Origin of the sequence: Amycolatopsis sp. FDAARGOS 1241, from assembly GCF_016889705.1 — a bacterium.
In the GTDB taxonomy this organism is placed as follows: domain Bacteria; phylum Actinomycetota; class Actinomycetes; order Mycobacteriales; family Pseudonocardiaceae; genus Amycolatopsis.
Genome location: NZ_CP069526.1, coordinates 5,894,261 through 5,920,864 on the forward strand (window position 1 = coordinate 5,894,261; position 26,604 = coordinate 5,920,864).

Here is a 26,604-nt window from a genome sequence, read left to right on the forward strand (position 1 = left end):
TCGAGAGACGCGCAACCACTGTCCGTACGACACCACTTCCGAATCAGAGAATCAGCGGAGCTCCACCCCGAGCGCCCGAGCCGGCACCACCCTCGCCTCCCCTTCTTCCCTCCGGGTCACCGCGGCATGCCGCACCATCGCCGACCCGTGAAACGTCCCCGGGAACAAGTGCAGCTCCGTCGGCACGCCGGCAGCCAGCAACGCCTGGGCGTACGCGATCCCCTCGTCCCGCAACGGATCGAACTCCATCACCGATACGTACGCGCGCGGCATTCCCGCGAGCTCCGTCGCCCGCGCCGACGCCGCGTACACGGGAACCTCCGCCGTTCCCCGAACCCCTTCACCGAGATAACAAGTCCCAGCTGAACTCGGCGTTCGGCAGGTTCCACAGTGGAGTGTCGACGAACCGCCGCATGCTCCCCGTCCGCAACCGGTCGTCGATCTCCGGCACCCCAAGGAATTGGAACGCGATGGCCGGCCGACCGCGATCGCGTGCCAGCAACGCCAGCGCCGCGGCCAGCCTCCCCCGGCGCTGGTCCCGTGGATCACGACCCACTCCGGATCGACGCCGAGCTCACCGCCGTTCTTCACGGCCTACACCAGCGCCGCGTAGCAGTCCTCGAGTCCCGCCGGATACGGGTTCTCCGGCGCCAGCCGGTAGTCCACCGACACCACCCCGACACCGAGGTCGCGGGCCAGCGCGACCGCGCGCGGGTGATCGGTCCCCAGGGTGCCCACGATGAACCCACCACCGTGGATGTTGAACAGCAACGCCGGCGAGGCGGCCCCGTCCGGTGTGTACACACGCACCCGAACGTCGGGCGCGCCCTCCGGCCCGGGCACGAGTTCGTCGCGCACCGTCAGGCCGGTCTCGTCGACATCGCCGAGCACCTCGGCCAGCACGGTCTTCATCTGCTCGCACGCCGCGGGCAGGTCCCGCAGGTTGCCGGTGTCGGGCAGCATCAACAATGCGGCGGCGATCTCGGCGTCGAACAGTAGTCCATCGGTCTCCTCCAGATGGCGGGCCTGCCGTCCATCCTTCCGGCCCGGACCGCCAACCGCACCGGAAAACCGTCGCCGGCCCGCACACGCGCACCCGCCACGCGGCGGCACCCGCTCAGCCGAGGTGCGTGAACACCGCCGTCGCCACCGCCGCGTCGGCGACGCCCACGCCGGTGAGGTCCGCGATAGTGAGCCCGGAGCGTTCGGGGACGCCGTCGCGCAGAACCAGACCGGCCGAGACGTCCGCGCCGGCCCCGACGACACCCGCGCGGACCGCGTTGCCGAAATCGCCGTGGGCGAGGCACTGGTCGTGGTCGTCGGTGGCGATCGTGGTGGCCCGGTCGAACAGGCCCGGCGGCAGTTCGGCCTTGCCGGGCAGGTCGGTGCCGATGCCGGTCACGTGCTGGACGCCCGCGGAAAACGCCTCCGCCGGCGCCAGCGGGCTCGTCGATGGCGTCGCCGTGATCACGCAGGGCGCGCCCGCCGCCTCTTCGGCCGTCGCCGGTACCGCCTTGAGGCCGGCGGTGGCCAGCTCCGCACACAGCTGCCGCACGGCGTCGGGCCGCCGGCCGCACACGCGCACGCGGCTCAGCTGACGCAGTTCGGCCAGCCATTCCACCTGCAGCCGGGCCTGCAAACCCGTGCCGAAGACGGCCACCTCGTCGACGTCGGCGGGCGTCAGCGCGTGGGTGGCACACCCGTCGTGGCGTCCAGCACGAGCACAAGGCCGCTGTTGGTCGGCAAACCGCGTTCGGCGTTGCGGTAGAAGCCCGAAGCCACCTTCACCGCGAAGTGCGAGGAGCCCGCCAAGTGCCCGGCTTTCACGTGGCAATCGCCTTCGGCATCGGCGAACCACAGCGCGATCGGCTGCGGCATCATCGTGCGGCCATCGGCGTGCGCGACAAGGGCCGTGCGCACGGCGTCGAACACGAGGTTCCGCGTGGCCACGGCCTCGATCTCGGCCAGCCCCAGCACTTCCAGCGTCATCGCCGCTCTTCCAGGAACTCCGCCCACGCCGCCAGTCCTTCGTCCGGGTCCCGCCTGCCGACGCCGACGCGGAACCGGTCCGCCGGCGTCGGAGTGAGTTCCGACCGGTAGATGCTCGACGGCAGCAGCAAGACCCCGCGCTGCTCGACGAGTTCGGTGCACATGGCCTCGACGCCGTCCGCGCCGAGGTAACGCGGGAAGCACACGCAGCCGCCACGCGGCGCCGTCCACTCGAACAGGTCCGGGAACCGCGCGAAGAACGCGTCGAACTTCGGCACGTTTTCGGCGATCACCGCGCGGTTGCGCGCCAGGATCGTGTCGCGCGCCCGCAGCCCGATCAGTGCGAGCACCTCGCTGGGTGCGGAGTTGCAGATCGACGTGTAGTGCTTCGCCCGCTCGAGCCGCCGCAGGATCTCCGGGTCGTGGCAGGCGATCCAGCCGACGCGCAGGCCGGGGAGCCCGTAGGCCTTGGACATGACGTTGAGCGACAGCGCCGAGGCCGACAGGTCGGCCGCCTGCGGCAGCGTCGCGGCCGGGTCGGGCTCCAGTCCGCGGTAGACCTCGTCGCTGAACAGCAGGATGCCGCGGTCGTCGCACAGCCGGATCAGCCGCGTCCAGGTGTCGAGGTCCGGCACGGCGCCGGTCGGGTTGTTCGGGAAGTTGACCGACACGATGCGGGTGTTCGGCCGCAGGTGCCGCTCGATCTCGTCGACGTCGAGCGCCCAGCCGGCCTCCTCCCGCAGCGCGACGCCGGTGACCTCGGCGATCGACAGGGGGATCGTCTCGGCGGCCTGGTAGTTCGGCGTGATGACGACGATGTGGTCGCCGGGTTCGAGCAGTGTGCGCATCGCCAGGTAGAGGCCTTCTTCCGCGCCGGCGAAGCACAGCACGTGCTCCGGGCCGACCTCGGTGTAGGTCCGCGCGATCTCCTCGCGCAGCGCGGGCAGGCCGTAGGTCTCGGTATAGCCGAGGGTGAGGTTCTCCCAGCGTTCGCGGCCGTCGTCGTCGGCGAGCGCCAGCAGCTCACTGACTGTGAAGGTCTGCACATCGGACGCGGTCAGGTGGTAGCGGGCGGTGAACTCCCACCGGGAGAAGTACGTTTCCAGCCGGAAGTCAGGAAGCGTCGGCATCGGGCTCCTTGCGCAGGTCGGCGAGCAGTTGGTAAGTGGTGGAGCGGGAGATCCGCAGCGCGCGGGCCACCACGGGCACGGACCGGCGCTGGGCGAACACGCCGACGGCGTCGAGCCGTGCGAGAAGCACCAGGCGCTGTTCGCGGGTCAACGCCTCGACGGGCGTGGCGTGGTCGCGGACGAACTCGCCCACCACGTCGTTGAGTGTTTCCGTCCAGTCGCGTTCGAACAACGCCTGTGGCTGACCGGTCACGGGAGCTGCGAAACCGGACAACAGCTGCGCGGCCTGGTCGAACGCGGTGCGGTCGACGTTCACACAGAGCACCACCTCGGCGTTGCCGTGTTCGTCGCGCACAACGGCGCTCACACTCGACAGCCGCCGCCCGTCGGGCAGCGACTTCGGGTACGGGCCGTAGACGTCCTTGCCCGCGGGCCGCAGCCTGTCGAGCTCGCCGAGCAGCGACGGATCCCCGGGCTCTCGCCCGGATAACGCGTTCCAGATCCCGAGCACGCTGTCCGTGCGTGGGTCGTGCAGCACCACCTCCGCGTGCGGGGAAAGCAGGCGCACGATCGCCTCGCACGCCGGGGCCCAACGGCTCATCCTCCCGTCCATGGATGTGGACACTACATCCAGCGTGGACGAAGTGTCCATTCACCTCGGAATGACCGGTCTTCAGTCTGTACCGGACCGCACACTTCGATCTGCACGATCCAGACAGTGGAGGCACCGTGCCCGACCTTTGGAGCCCCGTCGACGTCGGCCGCCTGCGGCTGCGCCACCGGCTCGCGCTTTCGCCGATGATGTGCAACCGGGGCCGGCCCGACGGATCACCCACCGCGCTGGACGTCGAGTACTTCGCCCAGCGCGCGTCGCTCGGGCTGCTGATCACCGGTGACACGCAACCGTCGGCCGACGGCCAGGGGTTCCTGCTGAGCCACGGCTGCTACATCGACGAGCACGCCGCCGGCCGGCGGCGCGTGAACCGGACGGTGCACGACGCGGGCGGGCACCTGTTCGTCCAGCTCGTGCACGCCGGCCGCGTGGCACACCCGGCGAACACGCCGCACGGCAATCGTGCGGTGCCGACGACGGAACTGTCCACAACGGAGATACGCGCGACCGTCGACGATTTCCGCGCGCTGCCGGCCGCCGCTGTCGGAGCCGGCGCCGACGACGTGGAAAACCACGCCGCCAACGGTTTTCTCCCGCCGCAGTTCCTGTCGGCCAACGCGAACCACCGCAGCGACGCCTACGCGGGTCGATCACCAACCGCGCGCGGTTCGCTCTCGAGGTCGTCGAGGCGGCCGCCGGGGAGATCGGCGCGGACCGCACGGCGGTGCGGCTTTCCCCGGGCCCGCGCGGGTTCAGCATCGACGAAGGTGTGCCGGGGCCCGCGACGTACCGCCCCCTCGTGCGCGTACTCGCCGGCCTCACGTTCCTGCACGTGACCCACCACGGTGAGGAGGCTTTTGTCGCCGAGTTGCGCTCCGCCTGGTCCGGGCCGCTGCTGCTGACCCGGCCGGCCGGCACCGTCGAGGAGCGTGCCGCCGACGTCGGCAGTATTCTCGCCGACCTCGCCACCCTCGGCCGGCCGGCTCTGGCCAACCCCGACGTCGTGGACCGCCTGCGTGCGGGCACGGGGTTCACCTCGCCGGATCCCACGACGAGCCACGGCGGGGACGCCGAGGGCTACACCGACTACCCGACGTTGAACCGGAGAAAAGCGTTTCCTCCGACGGAACACGACTTTCGCGCCACGGTGACCAGACCATTTCGGGGAAGTAGCGTCGATTTTCACGCACGGTCCGCCGGCCTGCGCCTGGTCGGACGCTGACCAGCCGGCGGCTGCGAAAGCGATCTTCTTCGCGCAACGTGCCGGTGACGCCGGCGTGTGGTGGTGCAGACAAGGGTTGAAGGAACCCCGGCGGACCTCACCAATGTAGTCGTTGACCACAATCCAGACAGTGACCACATTGGCACCGTGAAGACCTGGTTCATCACCGGCACCTCCTCCGGCCTCGAGCTCGAAGTCGCCAAGCAGCTGCTCGCGAAGGGGCATCGGGTGGCCGCGACGGCGCGGGCGGGCGGCGGGGCCTGGGAGGTGTTGGGGAAAGAACATCGCGACCATCCGTGGACAGCCGACCGCGATGTCGGCGAACCGGGGGCGGTCCGGGCCGTCGCGGACAAGGCGTTCGGCGAGCTGGGGCGGATCGATGTGGTGTTCTCGAACGCCGGGTTCGGCACGCTCGGGGCGGTCGAGGAGCTCAGCGAAGACCACATCGCGCGGCAACTGGCCGTGAACCTCGCCTGGCCGATCCACCTGACGCGCGCGGTGGCGCCGTGGCTGTCCAGGCAGGGCGGCGGCCGGATCATCCAGATGTCCAGCCCGGGCGGCACCGTGCCCGGCCCCAGGATGAGCGGCTACAACGCGTCGAAGTCCGGGGGCAAGGGGTTCTGCGAGGCGGCGGCGATCGAGCTGGCGGCGTTCGGCATCGAGGTCACGCTCGTGGCGCCCGGCGGAACGCGGACGGCGTTCACCACGAGCCTCACCCGGGCCGAGCCGCTGCCCGCGTACGAAGCCGGCGTCGTCAGCCGGATCCGGAGCGCGCTCGACGGCGGCACGGACGCCGAAACACTTCGCCACGCCATCGCCGGAGACCCGGTGAAGATCGCACACGAGATCATCACCTCGGCCGCCACCGCGCCGGCCCCGCGCAAGCTCGTGTTCGGCGCCGCGGCCCACGACAGCATCACCGCCGCCCTTCGAGGGCGCCTCGCCGACCTCGAAGCCCAGCGGGACCTCGCGCTCAGCACCGACGCCGACGACGTGCGGGCTCAGTCGCCGAGGTCACCAGGGCCGCGGCGGTAGGCGACCTTCTCCGGGGCGACGACGTTGCCGTCCGCGTCGACGAACGCGAGGTGGACCGGGCGTTCGTCGGTGGTGTCCACGTAGACCGTCGATGGCTCGTGGCCGGTCGGGAGGTGCTCGTCGCCCCACTCGGACAGCGCGGCCAGCACCGGGAGGAGGTCCTCCCCCACCGGCGTGAGCACGTATTCGACGCGCGTGCGCTGCCCGGGCTGCTGGTACGGCCGCCGTGTGAGGACACCGGCCTCGACGAGGGCTTCGAGGCGCGACGCGAGGAGGTCCGTCGGCACGCCGATCTTCTGGAACTCGGCGAAGCGGGTCCGCCCGCGGAACGCCTCGCGGACGATCAGCAGGCTCCACTTCTGCCCGAGCACCTCGAGGCTGCGCGCGATCGAACAGCGGCTGTTCGCCGGGAGCTCCATGGCCTTCATGAAGCCATCCTACGTCACACTTGGCAATTCGGAGCCAGCTTGCTAACTTGGTAATTCCAAGCCAGAGAGCTGGAGGTTGTCATGACTTCATTACGGAACGCGGTCGTCCTGGTCACCGGAGCGAACGGCGGACTCGGCCTCGAGTTCGTCGACCAGGCGCTCGCCCGCGGAGCGAAGCGTGTGTACGCCACGGCGCGCACCCCGCGCAAGTGGGACGACGAGCGCGTGGTGCCCCTCGCCCTGGACGTCACCGACGAGGCGTCGGTCAAGGCCGCCGCCGCGGCGGCCGCCGACACCACGGTGGTGGTGAACAACGCCGGCGTGAGCGGTCGGCAGAGCCTGCTGACCGCGCCGCTGGCCGACGTGCGCGCGCTGTACGAGACGAACGTCCTCGGCGCGCTGGCCGTGGCGCAGGCCTTCGCGCCCGCGCTCGCGGCCAACGGCGGCGGCGCGCTCGTGGACATCCACTCGGCGTTGAGCTGGCTCGCCAAGTCCGGCGCGTACTCGTCGAGCAAGGCGGCGTTGTGGCAGATCACCAACTCGCTGCGCCTGGAGCTGGCCGGCCAGGGCACGCAGGTGCTCGGCGCCCACCTCGGCTACACGGACACGCCCATGACGAAGGCGCTGACCGTCGACAAGGAGGACCCGCGCGACATCGTCGCCGCGATCTACGACGGCCTGGCGGCGGGTGCCCACGAGGTGCTGGCCGACAAGACGTCGCGCGAGATCAAGGAGAACCTGTCCGGCCCGCTGGAGGCGCTCTACCCGGAGCTCGCCGCCACGGTCTGAAGTCGGACCACTGTGGACCGTGCGCTCAGCGGCAATCCGCGGTGCGCGGTGGAGCGAGTCACTGGTCGCCTACTCGGTTACGTCCACCCGAACCGGCCCGCCCCGCGGCACCGGAGCCGGCCGCCCTCGGTACGACTGCCCCCGGAGGCCGCCATGACCCACCACGAACCGGCGGTGTGACGCCGTGGAATCCGCGATCGCCGAGCACCTGCGCGTCGAGCGGGTCCACCCGCGCCGCAAGCCGGACACCTTCCACCCGCCGTACCCGTCGTTCTCCGCGCGGTTCGACCCGGCCGTGGAACAGGTCGTGATGGCCTGCCGCGGCGTGCAGTACCGCGCGGCGCAACCGCCGCCGGTCGTGGTCGAAGCGCTCGCCGCGCTCGACGCCGCGGGCGATCACGCGCCGGACCACCACGACCGCGCCCGCTACGTCGACGAAGCCGGGTACCCGACGGTACTCACCATCCTCCACTGGACGGACCCGGCCGAGTACGACCGCTGGAGCCAGGCCCGCGGCGCGTGGACCGGCCCGCACCACCGGACGCCCGATGCCGGCTTCTTCAGCGAGGTCGTGCGCCCGACCGTGTGGCGGTTCGAAACGCTCTTCTCCAGCGACCGCACCGAAGGCGTGTCCGTCGCCGCCCGCAAGCTCAGCGGCGAGATCCACGAGCACGGTTACGGGGGCGGCCCGCCCGCGACCAGTTGCCGCAGGGGCAGACCGACCGCCTCGAACCCACCGGCGAACCGGTCGCCGAGACGGACCCGGCGAGCGGCGTCATCACGGTGCGGCCGCCGGGCAACCTGTGCCTCATCCGCTCGGGCCAGGAGTGGACGGAAACCGAGGGCGACGAACGCGCCCTGTACCTCGGCGACGTCGAGCCCGTGCTGCGCGCCGGCATGGACTTCCTGCGCGATGACGGCCTCGCCGTCGGCTGCTACGCCAACCGGTACGTGCGCGTCACCGACGAAACCGGCGCCGAAACGGACAAGAGCTTCGGCCTGAGCGGGTGGCACAGCCCCGCCGATCTCGAAGCGTGGGCCGAATCGCACCCGACGCACGTCGCCATCTTCCGGGCAGCGATGAAGTATCTGTCCACACTGGGCCCGGCCGCGAATTTGCGGCTCTACCACGAGGTCACGGTGATCGACGCCGGCCGGCAGGAGTTCCGCTACCTCGGCTGCCACGACCGGACGGGCCTGCTGCGCGCGGTGTGAGCGGTGCGGAGGGCGGTGCGCCTCGCCGAACCGAGCCGAAGCGCACCGCCACCACACGACCGGATCAGGCGGGATCCTTGTGGAACCGGCCGTCCTTCATGATGCCGTTGAGCTTCTCCTTGTCCTGCAGCACCGTGATGTCCGCGAGCGGATCGCCGTCGACCAGGAGCAGGTCGGCGAGGTAGCCGGGCTGGACCTTGCCCAGTTCGCCGTCGCGGAGCATGATCTCGCCGCCCTGCGCGGTGGCCGCGAGGATGGCCTCCATGGGCGTGAACTCGAAGCGCTCGACGAAGTGCTGCAGGTCTCGCGCGTACGTGCCGTGCGGGGTCCAGGCGAAACCGTAATCACCGCCGGGGAGCACGCGGATGCCGCGCTTGTGCATCTCGATCATCGCGGCCGTGGCCTTCTCCAGTTCGCGCTTGTAGCCCACGGCTTCGGCGGCCTCCTGCGGGAACCCGAAGTCGGCGGCTTCGTAGAGCGTCGCGATGAGCCAGTTCACCCCGGGCGCCACGAAGACCCAGTCCTTCGCCTGCTCCAGCAGGTCCATGCCCTCCTCGTCGGTGAAGCTCGCGTGGTAGACGATGTCGACGCCGTGGCGCACGCACATCTTCACGCTCTCGGCGCTGCGTGCGTGGGCGCACACGCGCTTCCCGCGCCGGTGTGCCTCGGTGACGGCCATCGCCACCTCTTCGTCGGACATGTAGGTGTCCTCGGCGCGTTGCGTGCCGGTGATCTCCTCGCCGGTCATCGACAGCTTGATCTGGTCGACGCCGATCTCGATGAGCCGGCGCACGGCCTTGCGCATCTCGTCGGGCCCGTCGGCGAACCAGGTGATGCCCTTCACGAGCTCCCCGCCGGTCACGGCGATCTCCGGTCCGTTGGCGAGGTAGCGCGGCCCGGGGATCCGGCCGGCGTTGATGGCGTCGCGGCAGACGACGTCGAGCCGGTCCTTCGCCGACGCCGCGCCCAGGCACATCGTGTATCCGGAGTCCAAATAGGACCTGGCACTTTCGACGGCGAACAGCAGGTGCTCCTCCACGGGCAACGCGGCCAGCCCGTCGAGGTCGGCGCTGTTGTTCCAGGTGAAGTGGGTGTGGGCGTCGCACAAGCCCGACATCAGGGTGCGGCCCCGGCCCTCGACCACGCGGGCGCCTTCGGTGGCGGCCGCGTCGACGGTGCCGACGGCGGAGATGCGGTCGTGGTCCACCAGCACGTCGCCGGGATACGGCTGCGCACCTGTGGAGTCCAAGATGGACACGTTGCGGAACAGGGTCCGGTCGGCGGTGAGCGGCACGGTGGTTCCTCTCGTCGTTGAGGGAAAACGGGTTACAGGAACTTCAGCAGCAGCGAGGTGACCTCGGCGGCGGCCTCCAGCGCGGTCCAGTGCCCGACCCCGGGCAGGATTTCGACGGTCGCCTTGCCGTGCGCGGCGGCGAGCGCCTCGCTCACGGCGGGTGCGCCGACCTTGTCGTCGGCCCCCGTGACCAGCAGCAGTGGCAACGCCGGGTCGATAGGCCCGGGGTCGGTGGCGGCGGCGAGGGCTTCGCAGTTGCGGGCGTAGCCCTCGGGGTCCTGGCGCATGACCAGTTCCCGCACGAACGCCGCCACCTCGGGCCGTTCGCGCCGGGTCTCTTCCGACACCGCGTTGGCGACGACGCCGGGTGCGACCGCCGCCGTCCCCTCGCTGCGCAGGACAGCGGCGCGGTCGTGCTGCGCCTTGCGCCCGGCCTCGGCGGGTTCAGCGACGGCGCCGAGCAGCGCGAGCGCCGTGACCTTCCCCGGGTACCGCGCCGCGAAACTGCGGGCGACGAGCGTACCCATCGAATGTGCGACCACCGCCGCGGACTCGACGCCGAGTTCGTCGAGCACCGCAGCCAGGTCGTCGGCGTGCGACTCGACGGTGATGCCGTCCCGCAGGCCCGATCGCCCGGCGCCCGCCGCGTCGACGCGGATGACTTGGTGGCCAGAGGCCAGCGCGTCGGCCTGGATCTGGTAGAAGTTGCCGGTGCCGCCGAGGCCGTGCACGAGCAGCACGGCGGGTCCGCTGCCGTCGACCTCGACGGCGAGGTCCGTTCCGTTGATCTTCATGCGCGCTCCTTTCCGGGCGGGGTCAGGCGATGCGGTTGCGCAGCACGCCGAGGCCGGTGATGGCGATCTCGATGACGTCGCCGCTCGCGAGGAACTTCGGCGGGTCCAAGCCGATGCCGACGCCGGCGGGGGTGCCGGTGGCGAGCACGTCGCCGGGCAGCAGCGTGAGGCCGGCCGAGAGCGTCGCGATGAGCTCCGGGATGTCGAAGATGAGGTCCCTCACGCGGGCGTGCTGGCGCTGTTCGCCGTTGACGGTGGTTTCGAGCTCGAGCGCCGTCACGTCCGGCACCTCGTCGGCGGTCACCGCGTACGGGCCCATCGGGCAGTGGGTGTCGAGCGATTTGCCGAGCAGCCATTGGCGGTGGTCGCGCTGCAGATCGCGGGCGGTGACGTCGTTGAGGATCGTGTAGCCCCACACGTGGGCGAACGCGTCCTCCCGGCGAATGCCGCGGCCGCCGGGCCCGATGATCACGGCCAGCTCGCCCTCGTAGTCGAGTTCGGCGGTGAGCCCGGTGTGCGGGTCGACGTCGGCGCCCGGCCCGACGACGGCGGTGGTGGCCTTGGAGAACAGGATCGGCCGCGCCGGCAGGTCTTCCGAACGGTCCGGGCTGTCGTAACCGCTGCGGCCGAACTCGGCGGCGTGCTCGCGGTAGTTCTTGCCGACGCAGAACACGTTGCGCCGGGGCGTGGGGAACGGCGCGCGGAGCCGCACGTCGGTGAGGGGAACCGGGGTGCGGCCCGCAGCCTGGTCGGTGAGGACGGGACCGACCTCGGCCCAGCCCTCGACGGCACCGAGCAGCGTCCCGCCCGGTACGAGATCGGTGACGTCGTGAACGGCGCTCGTTCCGGTCACGAGACCGACCCGGTCACCGCTCCCGGTCGAGAAGGTCGCCAGCTTCATATGAGACCAATCTGAACCAATGTGTACCAATATGGACCCGCCTGACCGTACGCCGGTTGCCCACCGTTGTCGACACGCAGCGAACACTCTGGTCACAGCGGTGGCTATTGGTTCAAATTGGTCTCAAGTCGTGCGGTAGAGTGCGGCCATGACGATGGTGGAACACGCCCTGCGCGCGCTGCTCGACGAAGGCGCGGCCGACGGCACGCTCGGCCCCGGCGCCAAGCTGCCGACCGAGCGCGACCTCGTGCAGCGGCTCGCCGCGCCCCGCAGCGCGGTCCGCCGCGCGCTGGACTCGCTCGAACGCGACGGGCTCGTGGTGCGCCACGTCGGGCGCGGCACGTTCCTCACCGACGTCGCGGCGCAGCGCGTGGAACCCGCACCCGCCGACACGAGCCCGGCCGAGATCATGCAGGTGCGCCAGCTGCTCGAACCGCAGATCGCGACACTCGCCGCGCGAGTGGCGACACAGGCCGACCTCGATCGCATCGGCCTCGCGCTGAGCGCCGGCGGCGCCGCGCACGACTTCGAGGGCTTCGAACGCGCCGACGCGGGGCTGCACCGCGCCATCGCCGTGGCGGCCCACAACGGGTTGCTGATGAACATGTTCGACGTCATGAACACCGCGCGCTCGCTGCCGGTGTGGGGCAGCCTCAAGCGCCGCACGTCCACCCCCGAACTGCGCACCTGCTACCACGGCGAGCACACGCTGATCGTCGAAGCCCTGTGCGACCGCGACCCCGTGAAGGCCGGCGACCACATGCGCCGCCACCTCCAGCACGTCGCCGACACGCTGCTCGGCCGCGACTGAAGGATCGCGCGTGTAAGGCCCTTCCCGCCGGGTATCCGCCACGAGCGACGTGACAGCCCACCACGAGGAGATGGCGACATGACGCACCCGCGGCCCGAGCCGACGACGACCGACGCCGGCATCCCGGTGGAAAGCGACGAGCACTCGCTCACCGTCGGCCCGGACGGTCCGATCCTGCTGCAGGACCACTACCTCATCGAGCAGATGGCGCAGTTCAACCGGGAACGCGTGCCGGAGCGCCAGCCGCACGCGAAGGGCAGCGGCGCGTTCGGCCGGTTCGAGGTGACCGGCGACGTCAGCCGGTACACGAAGGCCGCGGTGTTCCAGCCTGGCGCGAAAACCGAGATGGTGGCGCGGTTCTCGACCGTGGCCGGTGAGCGCGGCAGCCCCGACACGTGGCGGGATCCGCGCGGGTTCGCGCTGAAGTTCTACACCACCGAAGGCGTGTACGACATGGTCGGCAACAACACGCCGGTGTTCTTCGTGAAAGACCCGTTGAAATTCCAGCACTTCATCCGGTCGCAGAAACGCCGGGCGGACAACAACCTGCGCGACCACGACATGCAGTGGGACTTCTGGACGCTGTCCCCCGAGTCGGCGCACCAGGTGACGTGGCTGATGGGCGACCGCGGGATCCCGCGCACGTGGCGGCACATGAACGGGTACAGCTCGCACACGTACCTGTGGGTCAACGCGGCCGGTGAGCGGTTCTGGGTGAAGTACCACTTCAAGACCGACCAGGGCATCGAGTTCTTCACGCAGCACGAAGCCGACCAGATGGCCAGCGCCGACACCGACTACCACACCCGAGACCTGTTCGAGGCCATCGAGCGCGGCGACTTCCCGAGCTGGACGCTCCACGTCCAGGTGATGCCGTTCGACGAGGCGGAGAATTACCGCTTCAACCCGTTCGACCTCACCAAGGTGTGGCCGCACGGCGACTACCCGCTGATCGAAGTCGGACGCATGACGCTCGATCGCAACCCCACCGATCATCACGCCGAGATCGAACAGGCGGCGTTCGAGCCCAACAACATGGTGCCCGGCATCGGCCCGAGCCCGGACCGGATGCTGCTGGGCCGCCTGTTCGCCTATGCCGACGCGCACCGCTACCGCATCGGGCCGAACTACAAGCAGCTGCCGGTGAACGCGTCGCACTCCCCCGTGCACAGCTACAGCAAGGACGGCTCGATGCGCTACACCAAGGTGTCGGACCCGGTGTACGCACCGAACTCGAAGGGCGGGCCGCGCGCGGACACCGACCGCTACGGCACGCCCGCGGGCTGGCACACCGCCGGTGACATGGTGCGTTCGGCCTACGTCGACCACGAGCAGGACGACGACTGGGGCCAGCCCGGCACGATGGTGCGTGAGGTTCTCGACGACGAGGCGCGCGAGCGGCTGGTGGACAACATCGTCGGCCACTTGCTCAACGGCGTCAGCGAACCCGTGCTGCAGCGGGCGTTCGAGTACTGGCGCAACGTGGACAAGGACCTCGGCGATCGCGTCGAGTCCGGCGTGCGCGCGAAGGCCGGGGAGAAGGACCCGAAGGCGGGCGAGCAGGGCAACCCGGCGAGGCGGGACATGCAACGGAAGGCTTGATCGTCCACTTCGGAACGTGGGAAATTCCGGCGAGCCCGGAGGGCGCGTCGCCTAGACTCCCCTCCCATGGGTCACCTGGAGGTCGCGCACCTCGACTACTCGCTGCCCGACGGGCGGCCGCTGCTCGGCGACGTGTCGTTTCGCGTGGGCGACGGCGCGGTCGTCGCGCTGGTCGGGCCGAACGGAGCGGGGAAGACGACGTTGCTGCGCCTGCTCTCGGGTGAGCTCAAACCGCACGGCGGCACGGTGACCGTGTCGGGCGGGCTCGGTGTGATGGGCCAGTTCGTCGGGTCGGTCCGCGACGACCGCACGGTGCGCGACCTGCTGGTGGCGGTGGCACCCGCGCGGATCCGCGCCGCCGCGGCGGCCGTCGACGCGGCCGAGGAGAAGATCCTGACCGTCGACGACGAGCCGGCGCAGATGCAGTACGCGCAGGCGTTGAGCGACTGGGCCGAGGTCCGCGGCTACGAGGCCGAGACGACCTGGGACGTGTGCACCACCGCCGCCCTCGGCGTGCCGTACGAGAAGGCGCGGTGGCGGCTCGTGCGCACGCTGAGCGGCGGTGAGCAGAAGCGGCTGGTACTGGAGGCGCTGCTGCGCGGGCCGGACGAGGTGCTGCTGCTCGACGAGCCGGACAACTACCTCGACGTGCCGGGCAAGCGGTGGCTCGAGGGCCGGCTGGCCGAGACGCGCAAGACGGTGCTGTTGGTATCACACGACCGGGAGCTCCTCGCGCGGGCGGCGGAGAAGATCGTGAGCGTCGAGCCCGGCCCGGCCGGCGGCGACGCGTGGGTGCACGGCGGCGGGTTCGCCACGTACCACGAGGCGCGGCGAGAGCGGTTCGCCCGCTACGAGGAGCTCAAGCGGCGCTGGGCCGAGAAGCACGCGCAGCTCAAGAAGCTGGTGCTGGACATGCGGCAGTACGCGGCCCGCAGCGACGAGATGGCGTCGCGCTACAAAGCCGCGAAGACCCGGCTGCGCAAGTTCGAGGAGGCCGGCCCGCCGCCGGAACCGCCGCGGCAGCAGGACATCCGCATGCGCCTGCGCGGCGGACGCACCGGCCTGCGCGCGGTGACGTGCGAGGAGCTGGAGCTCACGGGGCTGATGAAGCCGTTCTCACTGGAGGTCTTCTTCGGCGAACGCGTCGCCGTGCTCGGCTCCAACGGCTCGGGCAAGTCCCACTTCCTGCGCCTGCTGGCCGGCGGCTCCGTCGCCCACACCGGCGGGTGGAAGCTGGGCGCCCGCGTCGTGCCGGGGCACTTCGCGCAGACGCACGCGCACCCGGAGCTGACGGGCCGGTCGCCGGTCGACGTCCTCTGGACCGAACACGCGAAGGACCGCGGCGCCGCGATGGCCGCGCTGCGCCGCTACGAACTGGAACGCCAGGGCGACCAGGCCTTCGACCGCCTGTCCGGCGGGCAGCAGGCGCGGTTCCAGATCCTGCTCCTCGAACTCGGCGGCGCCACCGCGCTGTTCCTGGACGAACCGACGGACAACCTCGACCTCGAATCGGCCGAAGCCCTGCAGGCGGGCCTCGAGGCGTATCAGGGCACCGTCGTCGCGGTCACCCACGACCGCTGGTTCGCCCGCACCTTCGACCGCTACCTCATCTTCGGCTCCGACGGCGTGGTGCGCGAAACCCCGCACCCGGTGTGGGACGAGCGGCGGGTGGAGCGCGCCCGTTAAGCGAGCCGGCAGCCGCAGCGGTTGACGGGGCGCGGTCGGGCCACCGTGGGTGGTGCAACCCGCCGCCCTCGGCTGCCCATCGCGACGACCGGGCAGCCGCGGAAGCACGGCCCAGGGCAAGCGGCGGTGAACGCGCAAGCCGGTCGCCAAAGCCGACCGGCGAGCGCGCAGCGTCACTCGCCTGCCCGGGGCAGTGGCCAGGGGACGAGCGGCGGGTGGAGGGCGCCCGTCAGCGAGCCGGCAGCACGAGCTCCGCGCGGGTCACCGAGATGTCGCCCAGGGTGTGGGACCACCAGGTGGACGCGAGGTCCTCGATGAGGAACCGGCCTGCGACGCGCTCGGGGGAGAGTTCCGTGGCCGCCGGGGTCTCGGGTTCGTCGCGTTCGACGTCGATGCGGAGGCGGGGCGGCGTCTGCACCAGGCTGAGGCGGAGGCCGCGGAAGGTGGCGCCGTCGCGGCCGGCGTCGGTGACGAGTTCGTCCATGAGCTGCACGGCATCACCGACGATGGCTTCCGGCACGTGGGCCAGCATGGCCCGCAACGTGACCCGCGCGGCCGCCGCGGTGTCGGGCCCGTTGAACACGGCCGTGGCAGCGCCGGGTGGCTGCGGCTCCTCGGTCATGGCTGTGCCCTCCCCTGTCAGGCGGTGATCGAGCTCAGTGCAGGTACCCAGCGCGTTCGATCTTCAACCCTCCGGGTTACCGTCCGACCACATGGTGAGAACACTCGGTCCGGGGATGTTGTTGATGTTCCCCAATCTGGACCGGCCAGGACAGCGAACCGCCCGTCAGCGCCGTGGTCAAGTCCCCCCCGCCGCTCCACCGCGGCCGAGGCCACCGAATCCGGCCGGACGCCGAACGCGAACGAGCCGTGGGCCGCGAGCGCGCGTGCCGCGCCGCCTCGACCACCTCGTCGGTGGGGGTCGGGACCGTCCACTGCGGACGTACCTCGCAGGTGCGGTCAACCGGGACCGGCCCTGTGGTTTCCTGAAACGGAGAACTCTCCGCCCGGCGCACCCCAAGAGGCCCGATGCCCGACCGCACCGACGCGGAGCACAACCACACGCGCATCCTCGAGACCGCCGCGGCCGCGCTGGCCGAGGACGGCGACGTGTCGCTGAACTCGATCGCGAAGCGAGCCGGCGTCGGTCCGGGCACGCTCTACCGGCACTTCCCCGCCCGGGAAGCGCTCGTGCTCGCCGTCGGGGCGGTGGCGGACCGGTGGGGGTGTGAGGTCCGGTGGTGGCGCGGTGAGCGGATCGTCACCGTCGAGGACAACTACGACAACCTGGGCTACGGCACCGGCGACATCACGCGCGACAGCCGTTACACCCGCTACGTCGACGACCACCGGATGCTGCGCAGCCACACCTCCGCCCTGATCCCCGCCGCACTCCGCGCGCTGGCCACCGACCCGGCCGGCGACGTGCTCCTCGCCTGCCCGGGGATCGTCCACCGCCGCGACAGGACCGGGTGCACACCGGCACTCCCCACCAGCTCGACGTGTGGCGCGTCACCCGCGGGAAGCGGATGACCACCACCGACCTGGACGAGCTGGTGGAGGTCATCGCCGCAACCCTGCTGCCCGGTGCGGAGTACCGGCACGAACGCCGCGTCCACCCCTACACCCTCGACGGCCGCCAGATCGACGTCGCCCGCGACGGCGCGTGGCTCGAGGTCGCGGAGTGCGGGCTGGCGCACCCGCGGGTGCGCTGCCCCGCGCCGGCCTCGGCGACGAGTGGAGCGGCCTCGCGCTCGGCCGCGGACTCGACCGGATGCTGATGCTGCTCAAGGACATCCGGGACATCCGGGTCCTGCGTTCGCCCGACCCCTCCGTCGCCGCGCAACTCGCCGACCTGGCGCCCTACCGGCCCGTCTCGGCGATGCCGGCGATCCGCCGCGACCTCTCCGTCGCCGTCGACGGTACCGACCGCGCCGAAGACCTCGGCGACCGCGTCCGCGAAGCCCTCGGCTCCGATGCCGACTGCGTCGAGACCGTCGAAATCCTCGCCCAGACCCCGGTCGCCGACCTGCCACCCCAGGCGCGTCACCGGCTCGGCGCGCGGCCGGACCAGAAGAACGTGCTCGTCAAGGTCGTCCTGCGCCGCCTCGATCGAACCCTCACCGACCCCGAAGCCAACGCGCTCCGCGACCGCATCCACGCCGCCGTCCGCCAGGGCACCGGCGGTTCGCCGGTTTCGTGAAGTGACCGGCGTCCCGCGTCCGCCGGAAATCCGGTGGACGCGGTGGCGGGGCGTCCGTACCCTGCACGTTGACCGTGGCATCGAGCCCAGGAGGTGAGGACCCATGAACACTGTTTCGATGTGGGTGCTCCCCTCGTCGTCACGGTCGGGCGGCTAGGGGTCCGCCCGGGAGCGCCTTCGGTGTACACATCCCGAAGGGTGACTACCTTGGATTCTTTGTGTGTGGCCCGGGTGTCGCGCAGCTGCTGGCACGCGCTGGACGACGACCGGGTGATCGGCCGCGGAGAGGTTTCCCGGCGGCCCGATGGACGACCGTTCCTGAGCATCGACGTCTGGCGCGACGACGCGTTCGCCCGCCTGGCCGAAGCGATGCTGCCGGCATTGCCGAGACCGCTGTACACAATGGTCGACGAACGTGAGGCCGGCTTGACGTCCCACTGGCGGGCAGCCGGCTTCTCGGTCCGCCGCCGGGAATGGGACTGCCTGATCCCCACCGGCCCCGCGGAGCCGTCGGACGTGCCGGTGATTTCCCCCGAAGAAGAACCGCTGTCCGAGCTGGACCGCGTGATCCGCGAGGAGGTCGAGGCGACCGTCGGCTGGCAGGAAATGCCGGCCGAGCTGGTGGGCCCGGGCGTGGTGGACCCGTCGAAGTACGCGGTGGCAACGAACTCCGGCCGCTACGTCGGGTTGATCCGCGTGACGCAGGTGCAGCGCCTGCCGCGGATCGGACTGATCGCGGTACGCGCCGACGAGCGGCGGCGTGGTGTCGCGCGCGCGTTGCTCGGCCACGCATTGGGTTCGCTGCACGAGCGTGGCATCGAAACGGCGTCGGCGGAGCTGAACGAATCGAACGCCGCCGCCTTGGCGCTGTTCGACGGATTCGGTGCGCGCCGCGTGGGCAGCAACCTGGAATTGGTGCTGCGCTGATGGCCAAGACGGGGATAGAAGTGGAAGGCACCGTCGTGGAGTGCCTTCGCAACGCGACCTTCCGCGTGGAACTGGCCAACGGGCACCGGGTGCTCGCCCACATCAGCGGGAAGATCCGGCGCAACTACATCAAGATCATGCCGTTCGACCGCGTCCTGCTCGAGCTGAGCCCGTACGACCTCGATCGAGGCCGGATCCTCTTCCGCTACCGGACCTAGTGCGGCACCGGGCTCTTCCGGGTCACCACCGGCCCGGAAGAGCCCGGCCCGGGCCGTCACCGGAAGTCCCGCGACTTCAGGGCCAGGTTCCTGAGGTCCAGCGGCTCGATCCGATCGGCCACAATGGACACTGTGCCCTGGCCGACCTGCGCGATCCCGCGCACCACGACCGCGCTGTGGTTCTGCAGCACGCGGCGGCCGCGGCGCCACACGCCGACGGACACGATGACGTTCGCCATGCCCGTCTCGTCTTCCAGGTTCAGGAACGTGATCCCGCCGGCGGTGGCGGGGCGTTGCTTGTGCGTGATGGCACCGCCGACGTGGACGCGTGTTCCGTCGGGCACCGCGAGCAGCTCACCGGCCGGGATGGCACCCAGCGTGTCGAGGTGCTCGCGCAGGAAGGAGACCGGGTGGCGGTCCGGGGTGATGCCCGTCGCCCACAGGTCCGCGGTGGCCAGTTCGAACGCCGTCATGCCCGGCAGTGCCGGAGCGTGGTGGCCGAGCGCCAGGCCGGGCAGGTGACCGGCCCGGATGCTCGCCGCGGGACCGGCCGCCCACAGCGCCGAGCGGCGGTCGACCGAGCCGAACGCCCCCGCGGTGGCGAGGGATTCGACAACCGGGCGAGCGAGCTGCACGCGTTCGGTCAGCTCGCCGATCGACGCGAACGGGCCGCTCGCGTCTCGTTCCGCGACGATGCGGTCGGCGACGTCCTGGCCGACGGACCGGATTCCGGCCAGACCGAGGCGGATCGCGACGCCGCCGGTGCTGTCCGGACAGGACTCGAGCGTCGCGTGCGGCAACGACCGGTTCAGGTCGGGTGAGCGGGTGAGGACGCCGTGGTGGCGGGCGTCGGCGACCAGTGACTGAGGACTGTAGAACCCCATCGGCTGCGCGCGCAGCAGCCCGGCGCAGAACGCGGCCGGGTAGTAGCGCTTGAACCACGCCGATGCGTACACCAGCAGCGCGAACGACATCGAGTGCGCCTCGGGGAACCCGTAGCCGGAGAAGGCGTGGATCTGCTCGAAGATCCGGGCCGCCAGCTCGGGCGCCACGCCGTTGGCCGCGGCGCCTTCGAAGAACCGGCCCGCGAGCCGGCGCATCTTGGCGCTGGACCTCTTGGCCCCCATGGCCCGGCGCAGCTGGTCGGCTTCGGCCGCGGTGAACGAGGCGACGTCGCGCGCCATCTGCATCACCTGCTCCTGGAACAGGGGCACGCCGAGCGTGCGCTCCAAAGCGGACGCCAGCAGCGGGTGCGCGTGCTCCCACTTCTCTTCCCCGCGCCGGCGCCGGATGTACGGGTGCACGGAACCGCCCTGGATCGGGCCGGGCCGGATGAGCGCGACCTCCACCACGAGGTCGTAGAACTTCCGCGGCCGCAGGCGGGGCAGGGTGCCGAGCTGCGCGCGGGACTCGACTTGGAACACTCCCACCGCGTCGGCTTCGCAGAGCATGTCGTACACCGACGGGTCCGCGAGGTCGAGGTCGTGCAGTCCGATGTGGACGTCGTGGTGCTCGGCGACGAGGTCGATCGTGTAGTGCAGCGCCGAGAGCATGCCCAGCCCGAGCAGGTCGAACTTCGTCAGGCCGATCGCGGCGCAGTCGTCCTTGTCCCACTGCAGCACCGACCGGTCGGCGGCCGTCGCCCACTCGACGGGCACGATCTCGCTCACGGGCGTCTTCGCGATCACCATGCCACCGGAGTGCACACCGAGGTGGCGCGGGGTGTCCTCGAGCCAGGTGGCGCACTCCAGCACGTCTTCGGGGATGTCGTGCCCTTCCCGCTCCCCCGGCGCCGAACCGCTCGCGACGGACGACCAGCGGTCCACCTGCTTGCCGAACGCGTCCTGCTGCCCCTGCGAGTAGCCGAGCGCCTTCGCCGCGTCGCGGATCGCCGAGCGCGCGCGGTAGGTGATCACGTTCGCGACCTGCGCGGCGTGGAAGCGGCCGTGCTTCTCGTAGACGTACTGGATCACTTCCTCGCGCCGGTCGGACTCGATGTCGACGTCGATGTCCGGCGGCCCGTCGCGTTCGGGGGCGAGGAAGCGTTCGAACAGCAGGTTCCACTTCACCGGGTCGGCGTGGCTGATCTGCAGCGCGAAGCAGACGGCGGAGTTGGCGGCCGAGCCTCGGCCCTGCGCGAGGATGTTCTCCTGACGGCAGAACCGCACGATGTCCCACACCACCAGGAAGTAGCCGGGGAACCCGAGCCGGCGGATCACGTCGAGCTCGTGGTCGAGCTGCGCGTAGGCCTTCGGGTTGTCCGCGCGGCTGCCGTATCGCCGCGCGGCGCCCTCGAACGTGAGGTGGCGCAGGAAGTCGTCCTCGTCGGCGAACGCGGCGGGCACGCCGAACGGCGGCAGTTCCGGCGCGACCAGCGCGAGGTCGAACGCGCATTCCACGCCCAGCAACGCCGCCCGCTGCACCGCTCCCGGGTAGCGCGCGAAGCGGCCGGCCTGTTCGGCGCCACTGCGCAGGAACGCCGTGCCGTCGGCGGGCAGCCAGCCTTCCAGGTCGTCGACGGAGCGTCGCGCCCGGATCGCCGCGACCGCGGCCGCGTGGCGCGCCTGCTCGGGGCGCGCGTAGTGGACGTTGTTGGTCGCGACGGTCGGCAGCTTCAGCTCGCCGGCCAGCGCGGCAAGCAGGTCGTTGTGGACGTCGTCGAGCGGCAGGCCCTGCTCGAGCAGTTCGACGGCCACGTTGTCCCGGCCGAACCGGTCGGCCAGCGTCTTCAACGCGGCGGCCGCGCCCGCGTCGTCGCCGCGGGCGAGCGCGCCGCGGACGGCACCCTTGCGGCAGCCGCTGAGCACGAGGACGTGGCCGCGCAGCTCGTCGGCGACGTCGTCGAGCGCGAGCACCGGACGGCCCTTCTCCCCCGCCAGCTGCCCGCGCGAAATGACCGAGCACAGGCGCCGGTAGCCGTCGATGTCACGTGCGATGACCTGCAGGTGCGTGCCCGCCGGGTCGGCCACGCCGCCCTGCGGCGCCGGCAGGCCGAGCGACAGCTCCGCGCCGTACCCCGTGCGGACGCCGATCTCCCGCGCCGCTTCGGCGAAGCGGACCGCGCCGTACATGCCGTCGCGGTCGGTGAGCACGAGCGCGTCGAGCCCCAGCCGCACGGCCTCCTCCACCAGCACCTCGGGCGACGTGACGCCGTCGAGGAACGAGAAGTACGAGTGCAGGTGCAGCTCCGCGTACGGCACCCGCGGCTCGTCGGACTCGATGTCGGCCCACGGCTGAAGCCGCTTGGGCGGCCGGTAGCCCTCCCGCTTGCGCGACCACGCGGGCGAGTCCCCGCCGTCGCCGCGCACGGGCGCGCGTCCCGCCGCGATCCGCTCCAGCTCAGCCCACCGCATGAGCGGGTTGTTGAAGCCGCCTCGCCCGTCCTGCTGGTCCACCGCACCGTCCTCGCTCGCGTGGAGTTGCGCCGCGGGGAAGACAGCGTGTTCCGGCCTGCACCCGGATCAGGGGAACAGGTGTTCGAAAACCCAGCTTACCTCCTCGCGTCACCGGGGGCCGCAGCGAGGCAGGCCACATCACTGGACCGCCAGGCCCAGACCTGGACTACAGTCCCGCCCGTGGACGCGCCCAGGCTGACCCCGAAGGGACAGGCGACGCGGGCGCGCATCGTCGAAGCGGCGGCGGAACTGGTCGCCGGGCGCGGGGTGCACGGCACCGGCAACGGGCAGCTGCGCGCCAGGGCCGGCGTCAGCGGTTCGCAGCTCGCGCACTACTTCCCGGACAAAGCCGGGTGGGTGCGCGCCGTGCTGGAGTGGCGGGCGGGCACGGCGCCGGCGGGCCACCGCCGGGCGCAGCCGGACAGCCTCGACCGGCTGCGCAGCTGGGCCGAGCACGTCCGGCCCGACGAGTTCGGCGCGCTCGCGGCCGAGCTCGCCAAGTCCGGGCTGGACGGGCACGACGAGGTGCGAGCCGGCTTCGACCGGTGGACGGAGCTGTTCCGCGGCGGCTTCCAGGCGATGCGCGACCGCGGCGAGCCGGCGCCCCGAGCCGACCCCGGTCACCTCGCCCGCGTGCTGCCGGCCGCGTATCAAGGCGGTTCGCTGCTCACCCGCGCCCCCAGCGACGGCACCGCCCTGCGGGACGCGCTCCACGGCGCCCTCGCCCACGTCACGAAGTTCAGGAAAACCCGAGGAGTAGGAGAAGCATGACCCAGCTGCAGGTGATCGCCCGCTACACCGTGTCCGCCGGCCAGGAGGACGCCGTCGCGGCGCTCGTGCCCGAGCTCGCGAAGGCCGCGCGCACGGAGCCGGGCAACGTGTCGTTCGACGTGTACCGCTCGTTCGACGACCCGCGCTCGCTCGTGCTGCTCGAGCGCTACGTCTCGCGGGAGGCGTTCGCCGAGCACCGCGAGACGGAGCACTTCAAGCGGCTCGTGCTCGAAGGCATCGTGCCGCTGCTGGACGAGCGGACCGTGGAGCTCTACGACGTCACCGGCTGAGTCCACCGAGTCCGCCGGCACCACAGTGGACGGTCACGAACCGGCGTAGCGCCCCCGTGCGGCGTCGGCCGCCGCCTGGCGGTCGGCGTCGGACCAGGCGCCCAGTTCGTAGCCGTGCCACGGTTCGGCCAGGGTCAGCTCCGGCAGCCCCAGCTCCTGCCACAAGTCCTGCGCGCGCTCCATGAACTCCTTGGCGGGCAAGGACGTCGGCGGGTACGGCCGCTTGCGCGTGGCGTCGATCAGCAGCGCCGAAGACAAGCTGCCGTCCTCGGCCGCCGACGGGTCGAGCCGCGGCAGCTTGCCCGGCAGGACGGTGACGTCGCGCGCGGGCTGCATGCGGAAGCTCATCGCCCACGCCACCGCGTTGAGGTCCTCGGGGTCGACGTCGTCGTCCACGGCGATGATCGTCTTGCCCATCGAAGCCTCGTACCCGGACGCGGCGTAGAGCGCCTGCCGCGCCTGGCCCGGCGTCGGGTTCTTCAGCTGGATCACGAAGAACATGTTGCAGGTGCCGCTCTCGTGCGTGACGAAGCGCTGCACCGCGTTGATGTTGCACGCCTGCTTGAGGAAACGCAGGTACACGTTCTCGAAGGCGATCTTGCGCATCAGCGTCGACTCGCTCGGCGGGAACTCGCTGATGAACGCCTGCACGACCGGCGCCGTGCGGTGCGTGATGCAGCGGATCCGGAACACCGGCGAGGTCGTCTGCGGGCCCATGTACCCGCTCGCCTCGCCGAACGGACCCTCCGGTTCGAGGTGCTCCGGGTCGATCTCACCTTCGAGCACGATCTCCGCGTGCGCGGGCACCTCGAGGTCCACGATCTCGCAGCGCACCACTTCGAGCGGCCGGCCCATCAACCCGCCCGCCACGGCGTACTCGCTGACGCCGAACGGGATCTTCTGCGCGCCGGCGAACCCGACCGCGGGCACGGCGCCGAGGACGACCGCGGCTTCGAGTTTCTTGCCGAGGCGGCGGGCCTTGGCGAGGTGGATCGCGATGTGCTGCGTGGGCGTGTCCATCTGCAGGCCGATGCGGTCGGGCCCCTTGACCATGCCGCGGTAGATGCCGACGTTGTACGTGCCGTCTTCCGGGTCCTTCGTGATCCAGTACGGCGCGGTGAGGAACGGCGCCGGGTCGAAGCCGGGCGTCGAGATCGGGTGCGGGAAGCCGTCGACGCCGCGGAAGTCCAGGAGGGACTGTCCGGTGAGGACGTTCTCCTTGCACGGTCCCGTCTCGACCACGACGGGTTCCACGGGGTTGGCGAGCGCGGCCGCCCAGCGGCCGGCGACCTCGTCCGGCTTGGCGGCCAGCGCCGTGGTGTACACGGCGCGCGACGAAGCGAAGGCGCCCATCACCACGGTGCCCTCGAAGCTGCGCCCCGACCCGTCCGTCACGTTCTCGAAGAGGAACGCCTTGCGCTCGGCCTCCGGCAGCCCGCGAAACTGCAGGCGCACCAACGGAACCAGCTCCGTGTCCTTGTCGACGGGCCGGGTCACCCGCACCAGCAGGCCGCGGCGGTCCAGTTCGGCCAGGTACTCGCGGAGGTCGCCGTAGGGGTACTCGTTCGCGCTCGTCACCGTTCCTCTTTCGTCAGCGGGAAAAACTCACGGACTCCGTGTTACCGGAGCCGTTAACAAACGTGCGAAGGACCTCGAAACCGTCTCCGCCACACCGGTGCCGGAGTACGGTTTTCCTTGCCGGCACTGGGGTTCCGTGCGTCTCGGTTCCGCATCATCCGGGCGGCTCCCCTGTTCGGCGTTGACACCCGGTCGGGCTCGACCTATCGTCTCCCGCATCATTTATGGCTGTCAAGTCAGGTACTAAAGTTAAATAAATCCTGTCCACCCGCGGCACCTGTCCCCCACACGGTGATGTGTCGTGTGCTGGTGCCGCCCGGGCCGAGGAGCGCGGATGCGACCCGCTGCCACGTTCGACCACTGTCTCACCGAGACCCCCCTGACGTCCCGGGTCCTCGCGATCGCCGCGATCGGCGGCGCCGCGGTGATCTTCGACGGCTACGACCTGCAGGCCCTGGCCTACGCGCTGCCGAAGATCGTCGCCGAGTGGCACATCTCCCCCGTCCAGGCGGGCCTGCTCGCGTCGTTCACGTTCGTCGGCCTCTTCATCGGCGCCGTCGGGCTCGGCGCGCTCGGCGACCGCTTCGGGCGCAAGCGCATGCTCGTGCTGGGCGTGTCCGTGTTCGCCGTCTTCATGGGCACGGCCGGGTTCGCCGGCGACTACACCCAATTCGCGGTCCTGCGGTTCTGCGCCGCCATCGGCATGGGCGGCGTGCTGCCCGCGACGATCGCGATGCTCGGCGAATACGTGCCCGTCCGGCGCCGCGGTCGCATGATCGCCGTGTCGGCGGGCTGCTTCACGTTCGGCTTCGTGCTCGCCGCCGTCGCGGCGACGCTGCTGGTGCCGAGCTTCGGCTGGCGGCCGCTGTTCCACCTCTCCTACGCGGCACTGGTCGTCGCGGCCCTGATCGCCTGGTTCGTTCCGGAAACCCCGCAGTTCCTCGCCACGCGCAGCCGGTACGACGAAGCCCTCGCCACCGTCAAAAAGGTCTACCCGGCGATCTGGCCGGCCGCACAGGCCGCCGACCCCGCCGAGTTCTTCACCGGTCCGCGCACCAAGGACGGGCAGATCCAGCTGCGCACTCTGTGGACGGCGCGCTACCGCAACTCCACCCTCACCATCTCCCTGCTGTACTTGTTCCTGCAGTTCGTCGTGTACGCACTCGACTTCTGGATGGTGTCGCTGCTCGTCAAGCACGGCCTGTCCCTGGTCGGCAGTTACTCGTATGCGATCGAGCAGGCGGCCGCTGCCACCCTCGGCGGGTTCGTGCTCGGCTGGGTGCTCGACCGCATGAACCAGTACGCGGCCCTCGCCATCGCGTTCGCCGCCGGCGGCGTGTGCCTGGTGCTGTTCGGGTTCGCCACGTCCGTGGTCGCGCTGTACCTGCTCAACGCGCTGGCCGGCGCGTTCATCATCGGCGGCCAGAACGTGGTCCACACTCTCGTCATGGCGACCTACGGTCCGGAGGCCCGCGCCACCGGCCTCGGCTGGGCGCTGGGCATCGGCAGGCTCGGCGGCCTGCTCGGGCCGCTCATCGGCGGGTACCTGCTCGCCGCTTCGCTGCCCTTCCCGGTGTACTTCCTGGTCTTCGCCGTGCCGGCTGTGCTGTGCTCGATCACAGTGGTGGTGCTGAGGGCCGTTCGAACACCCCAGCCGGCCGCCATGACCCGCCAGCTTGACCCTAAATACTAAGCTAAGTACATTACTTGAGT

26 protein-coding genes and 3 pseudogenes are annotated in these 26,604 nt (G+C 71.0%); 17 read left to right on the forward strand and 12 right to left on the reverse strand.

Features of this window, described 5'->3' with window-relative positions; genetic code table 11:
• Positions 1–51: 51 nt before the first annotated feature.
• The 5 genes and pseudogenes from I6J71_RS49025 to I6J71_RS29000 form a co-directional block, all read right to left on the reverse strand.
• Complete coding sequence (locus I6J71_RS49025; protein ID WP_239153968.1) at positions 52–312, reverse strand: alpha/beta hydrolase fold domain-containing protein; 261 nt, start codon at positions 310–312, stop codon at positions 52–54.
• 282 nt (positions 313–594) lie between these two features.
• A complete protein-coding gene (locus I6J71_RS49030) occupies positions 595–963 on the reverse strand; it encodes an alpha/beta hydrolase (RefSeq protein ID WP_239155470.1) in 369 nt (122 codons plus the stop codon).
• A gap of 154 nt (positions 964–1,117) precedes the next feature.
• Positions 1,118–1,989, reverse strand: a pseudogene (locus tag I6J71_RS28990) (ornithine cyclodeaminase family protein).
• The gene (locus I6J71_RS28995) at positions 1,986–3,119 is read right to left on the reverse strand and encodes an aminotransferase class I/II-fold pyridoxal phosphate-dependent enzyme (protein WP_204089768.1); all 1,134 of its coding nucleotides are present in this window, start codon (positions 3,117–3,119) and stop codon (positions 1,986–1,988) included. Before I6J71_RS28995 ends, I6J71_RS28990 begins: the two are co-directional and overlap by 4 nt.
• Positions 3,103–3,720 (reverse strand): transcriptional regulator, encoded by a 618-nt coding sequence (locus I6J71_RS29000; protein ID WP_204089769.1) that lies wholly within the window; start codon positions 3,718–3,720, stop codon positions 3,103–3,105. The genes I6J71_RS28995 and I6J71_RS29000 overlap by 17 nt, the downstream gene beginning before the upstream one ends.
• 128 nt (positions 3,721–3,848) lie before the next feature.
• Between I6J71_RS29000 and I6J71_RS29005 the strand changes: the two are divergent.
• The 3 genes and pseudogenes from I6J71_RS29005 to I6J71_RS29015 all read left to right on the forward strand — a co-directional run.
• Positions 3,849–4,411 (forward strand): annotated as a pseudogene (locus tag I6J71_RS29005) (alkene reductase); the annotation flags it as partial.
• A 120-nt stretch (positions 4,412–4,531) separates the two neighbouring features.
• Positions 4,532–4,954, forward strand: a complete 423-nt coding sequence (locus I6J71_RS29010; protein ID WP_204089771.1) for a hypothetical protein — start codon at positions 4,532–4,534, stop codon at positions 4,952–4,954.
• Between the two features lie 147 nt (positions 4,955–5,101).
• Positions 5,102–5,989, forward strand: coding sequence for an SDR family NAD(P)-dependent oxidoreductase (locus I6J71_RS29015; RefSeq protein WP_204089772.1), 888 nt, complete (start codon positions 5,102–5,104; stop codon positions 5,987–5,989).
• On the opposite strand, the gene I6J71_RS29020 is transcribed toward I6J71_RS29015, so the two are convergent.
• Positions 5,956–6,417 carry a helix-turn-helix domain-containing protein gene (locus I6J71_RS29020; RefSeq protein WP_239153969.1) on the reverse strand — a complete coding sequence of 154 codons (462 nt, stop codon included), beginning with the start codon at positions 6,415–6,417 and terminating at the stop codon, positions 5,956–5,958. The genes I6J71_RS29015 and I6J71_RS29020 overlap by 34 nt on opposite strands.
• Before the next feature lie 81 nt (positions 6,418–6,498).
• On the opposite strand from I6J71_RS29020, the gene I6J71_RS29025 reads away from it, so the two are divergent.
• The 3 genes and pseudogenes from I6J71_RS29025 to I6J71_RS49945 all read left to right on the forward strand — a co-directional run bounded on the left by I6J71_RS29025 (position 6,499) and on the right by I6J71_RS49945 (position 8,421).
• The gene (locus I6J71_RS29025; RefSeq protein ID WP_204089773.1) at positions 6,499–7,206 is read left to right on the forward strand and encodes an SDR family oxidoreductase; all 708 of its coding nucleotides are present in this window, start codon (positions 6,499–6,501) and stop codon (positions 7,204–7,206) included.
• 310 nt (positions 7,207–7,516) lie between these two features.
• Positions 7,517–7,831 (forward strand): annotated as a pseudogene (locus tag I6J71_RS51180) (phenylacetaldoxime dehydratase family protein); the annotation flags it as partial.
• Positions 7,832–7,908: 77 nt separating this feature from the next.
• The gene (locus I6J71_RS49945) at positions 7,909–8,421 is read left to right on the forward strand and encodes a phenylacetaldoxime dehydratase family protein (protein WP_204089774.1); all 513 of its coding nucleotides are present in this window, start codon (positions 7,909–7,911) and stop codon (positions 8,419–8,421) included.
• Positions 8,422–8,485: 64 nt separating this feature from the next.
• Here I6J71_RS49945 and I6J71_RS29040 read toward each other — a convergent pair whose 3' ends face one another.
• From I6J71_RS29040 to I6J71_RS29050, 3 genes are read right to left on the reverse strand one after another with little or no spacing between them, the layout of a single operon-like run.
• Positions 8,486–9,715 carry an amidohydrolase family protein gene (locus I6J71_RS29040; RefSeq protein ID WP_239153970.1) on the reverse strand — a complete coding sequence of 410 codons (1,230 nt, stop codon included), beginning with the start codon at positions 9,713–9,715 and terminating at the stop codon, positions 8,486–8,488.
• A gap of 32 nt (positions 9,716–9,747) precedes the next feature.
• Positions 9,748–10,509: an alpha/beta fold hydrolase gene (locus tag I6J71_RS29045; protein ID WP_204089775.1), complete on the reverse strand. Its 762-nt coding sequence runs from the start codon at positions 10,507–10,509 to the stop codon at positions 9,748–9,750.
• A gap of 22 nt (positions 10,510–10,531) precedes the next feature.
• A complete protein-coding gene (locus I6J71_RS29050) occupies positions 10,532–11,410 on the reverse strand; it encodes a fumarylacetoacetate hydrolase family protein (protein WP_204089776.1) in 879 nt (292 codons plus the stop codon).
• Between the two features lie 148 nt (positions 11,411–11,558).
• Here I6J71_RS29050 and I6J71_RS29055 point away from each other — a divergent pair, with 148 nt between their 5' ends.
• From I6J71_RS29055 to I6J71_RS29065, 3 genes are all read left to right on the forward strand, one after another.
• A complete protein-coding gene (locus tag I6J71_RS29055) occupies positions 11,559–12,221 on the forward strand; it encodes a FadR/GntR family transcriptional regulator (RefSeq protein ID WP_204089777.1) in 663 nt (220 codons plus the stop codon).
• A gap of 78 nt (positions 12,222–12,299) precedes the next feature.
• On the forward strand, positions 12,300–13,823 hold the full coding sequence (locus I6J71_RS29060) for a catalase (protein WP_204089778.1): 1,524 nt from the start codon (positions 12,300–12,302) through the stop codon (positions 13,821–13,823).
• A gap of 66 nt (positions 13,824–13,889) precedes the next feature.
• The gene (locus tag I6J71_RS29065) at positions 13,890–15,509 is read left to right on the forward strand and encodes an ABC-F family ATP-binding cassette domain-containing protein (protein ID WP_204089779.1); all 1,620 of its coding nucleotides are present in this window, start codon (positions 13,890–13,892) and stop codon (positions 15,507–15,509) included.
• A 229-nt stretch (positions 15,510–15,738) separates the two neighbouring features.
• Here I6J71_RS29065 and I6J71_RS29070 read toward each other — a convergent pair whose 3' ends face one another.
• Positions 15,739–16,131: a hypothetical protein gene (locus I6J71_RS29070; protein ID WP_204089780.1), complete on the reverse strand. Its 393-nt coding sequence runs from the start codon at positions 16,129–16,131 to the stop codon at positions 15,739–15,741.
• A gap of 407 nt (positions 16,132–16,538) precedes the next feature.
• Here I6J71_RS29070 and I6J71_RS50180 point away from each other — a divergent pair, with 407 nt between their 5' ends.
• The 5 genes from I6J71_RS50180 to infA all read left to right on the forward strand — a co-directional run bounded on the left by I6J71_RS50180 (position 16,539) and on the right by infA (position 18,857).
• The gene (locus I6J71_RS50180) at positions 16,539–17,042 is read left to right on the forward strand and encodes a TetR/AcrR family transcriptional regulator (protein ID WP_204089781.1); all 504 of its coding nucleotides are present in this window, start codon (positions 16,539–16,541) and stop codon (positions 17,040–17,042) included.
• Positions 17,012–17,290, forward strand: a complete 279-nt coding sequence (locus I6J71_RS49950) for a hypothetical protein (protein WP_255569988.1) — start codon at positions 17,012–17,014, stop codon at positions 17,288–17,290. The genes I6J71_RS50180 and I6J71_RS49950 overlap by 31 nt, the downstream gene beginning before the upstream one ends.
• Positions 17,194–17,712, forward strand: coding sequence for a hypothetical protein (locus I6J71_RS49955; RefSeq protein WP_370541985.1), 519 nt, complete (start codon positions 17,194–17,196; stop codon positions 17,710–17,712). Before I6J71_RS49950 ends, I6J71_RS49955 begins: the two co-directional genes overlap by 97 nt.
• Positions 17,713–17,910: 198 nt before the next feature.
• Complete coding sequence (locus I6J71_RS29085; RefSeq protein ID WP_370541986.1) at positions 17,911–18,639, forward strand: GNAT family N-acetyltransferase; 729 nt, start codon at positions 17,911–17,913, stop codon at positions 18,637–18,639.
• Positions 18,639–18,857 (forward strand): translation initiation factor IF-1, encoded by a 219-nt coding sequence (gene infA, locus I6J71_RS29090; protein ID WP_204089782.1) that lies wholly within the window; start codon positions 18,639–18,641, stop codon positions 18,855–18,857. The genes I6J71_RS29085 and infA overlap by 1 nt, the downstream gene beginning before the upstream one ends.
• 56 nt (positions 18,858–18,913) lie before the next feature.
• Here the strand turns inward: infA and I6J71_RS29095 are convergent, their stop codons facing one another.
• Positions 18,914–22,210: an error-prone DNA polymerase gene (locus I6J71_RS29095; RefSeq protein ID WP_204097278.1), complete on the reverse strand. Its 3,297-nt coding sequence runs from the start codon at positions 22,208–22,210 to the stop codon at positions 18,914–18,916.
• A 222-nt stretch (positions 22,211–22,432) separates the two neighbouring features.
• Between I6J71_RS29095 and I6J71_RS29100 the strand changes: the two genes are divergently transcribed.
• Together I6J71_RS29100 and I6J71_RS29105 are read left to right on the forward strand one after the other, a co-directional pair.
• Positions 22,433–23,023, forward strand: coding sequence for a TetR/AcrR family transcriptional regulator (locus tag I6J71_RS29100; RefSeq protein ID WP_204089783.1), 591 nt, complete (start codon positions 22,433–22,435; stop codon positions 23,021–23,023).
• Positions 23,020–23,313, forward strand: coding sequence for a putative quinol monooxygenase (locus I6J71_RS29105; RefSeq protein WP_204089784.1), 294 nt, complete (start codon positions 23,020–23,022; stop codon positions 23,311–23,313). Before I6J71_RS29100 ends, I6J71_RS29105 begins: the two co-directional genes overlap by 4 nt.
• Positions 23,314–23,346: 33 nt before the next feature.
• Here the strand turns inward: I6J71_RS29105 and I6J71_RS29110 are convergent, their stop codons facing one another.
• A complete protein-coding gene (locus I6J71_RS29110) occupies positions 23,347–24,891 on the reverse strand; it encodes a UbiD family decarboxylase (RefSeq protein ID WP_204089785.1) in 1,545 nt (514 codons plus the stop codon).
• Positions 24,892–25,225: 334 nt separating this feature from the next.
• Between I6J71_RS29110 and I6J71_RS29115 the strand changes: the two genes are divergently transcribed.
• A complete protein-coding gene (locus tag I6J71_RS29115; protein WP_204089786.1) occupies positions 25,226–26,584 on the forward strand; it encodes an MFS transporter in 1,359 nt (452 codons plus the stop codon).
• Positions 26,585–26,604: the final 20 nt, after the last annotated feature.